This window comes from Gammaproteobacteria bacterium (genome assembly GCA_003696665.1).
GTDB lineage: Bacteria > Pseudomonadota > Gammaproteobacteria > Enterobacterales.
Genome location: RFGJ01000407.1, coordinates 1 through 1,686 on the forward strand (window position 1 = coordinate 1; position 1,686 = coordinate 1,686).

At 47.2% G+C, this 1,686-nt stretch carries 2 protein-coding genes; one reads left to right on the forward strand and one right to left on the reverse strand.

Annotated features, from left to right (window positions below; all coding sequences use genetic code 11):
• The coding region (locus tag D6694_10325; protein RMH40176.1) for a hypothetical protein at nt 1–378 on the reverse strand (378 nt) is incomplete at its 3' end.
• 930 nt (nt 379–1,308) lie between these two features.
• Between D6694_10325 and D6694_10330 the strand changes: the two genes are divergently transcribed.
• Nucleotides 1,309–1,686, forward strand: a 378-nt coding sequence (locus tag D6694_10330) for a hypothetical protein (protein RMH40177.1), incomplete at its 3' end; no start/stop codon positions are given.

The window sequence follows — 1,686 nt, forward strand, 5'->3', positions numbered from 1 at the left end:
GTAGATCTTGCCGAACTCGGTCGGCTCCATGTCTTGCCTGGGTAGTCGCCCTTCCTCTACAGCCAGGGCGATCGCCCGTCGCCATTCGGGTAGGTACTGGCTGGCGATACTGGGCACTGGGTAGCCCTCTTCCAGCAGTGAGATCTCCTCTTTGCATACTTGGATCGCCTCTTCTTCGGACTCGCACCGAGAGAGGCGATCGACAAAGTGTCGGATCATGTCTGAGCGCTCTTCTTGGGTCAGCCTGATTCGCCGCCCTTCGGCAATGCGCTGGCGGAAAGCTGAGACGAGCGCTTCTCTTGTCCTGCTGTCGCTGTCGTGCATTGACACCTGAAACCTGAAACGATATGGATAAATCAATCGTATCACCCATGCCATATCCTTGTCTATCCCTGTCGATCTGTTCCTTATCTTTTTCTTGTCAGATCGTTACTGGTACTGGCTTTGTCGGATCGCCTCAATCTCTCTCCGTGTGGGCGTTTCAGTGATAAGTCGGTTCACCGCGTCTCGTTGAATGATAAGGAAAACAAAATTCGATCGCCACTGATAAGGATAAGCTTTGATTTGTTTTGCTTATCGTTTTTGTGGAAAATAGGGGTGTAGATATGGATTGATGTGGATAAGTAAGAGTATTCGATAAGGATGGACTAATCGGGTGAAACCCAAAAGCCTTTCTGGGTAAGGGTTTTGCGTTTTTGCTGTGTACTGGTGCGGGCGATCGCCCTTTCATCTTACTTATCCTTATCTTATTTTTAAGCTTATCAAAGCGGTGATTGATAAGTATATTAAATAAGGATGAATGATAAGTTATTTGTATGTGTTGACAAGGATAGCTTTTTAGTTAACTAAAAAGCTATCCTTGTCAACACATACAAATAACTTATCATTCATCCTTATTTAATATACTTATCAATCACCGCTTTGATAAGCTTAAAAATAAGATAAGGATAAGTAAGATGAAAGGGCGATCGCCCGCACCAGTACACAGCAAAAACGCAAAACCCTTACCCAGAAAGGCTTTTGGGTTTCACCCGATTAGTCCATCCTTATCGAATACTCTTACTTATCCACATCAATCCATATCTACACCCCTATTTTCCACAAAAACGATAAGCAAAACAAATCAAAGCTTATCCTTATCAGTGGCGATCGAATTTTGTTTTCCTTATCATTCAACGAGACGCGGTGAACCGACTTATCACTGAAACGCCCACACGGAGAGAGATTGAGGCGATCCGACAAAGCCAGTACCAGTAACGATCTGACAAGAAAAAGATAAGGAACAGATCGACAGGGATAGACAAGGATATGGCATGGGTGATACGATTGATTTATCCATATCGTTTCAGGTTTCAGGTGTCAATGCACGACAGCGACAGCAGGACAAGAGAAGCGCTCGTCTCAGCTTTCCGCCAGCGCATTGCCGAAGGGCGGCGAATCAGGCTGACCCAAGAAGAGCGCTCAGACATGATCCGACACTTTGTCGATCGCCTCTCTCGGTGCGAGTCCGAAGAAGAGGCGATCCAAGTATGCAAAGAGGAGATCTCACTGCTGGAAGAGGGCTACCCAGTGCCCAGTATCGCCAGCCAGTACCTACCCGAATGGCGACGGGCGATCGCCCTGGCTGTAGAGGAAGGGCGACTACCCAGGCAAGACATGGAGCCGACCGAGTTCGGCAAGATCTAC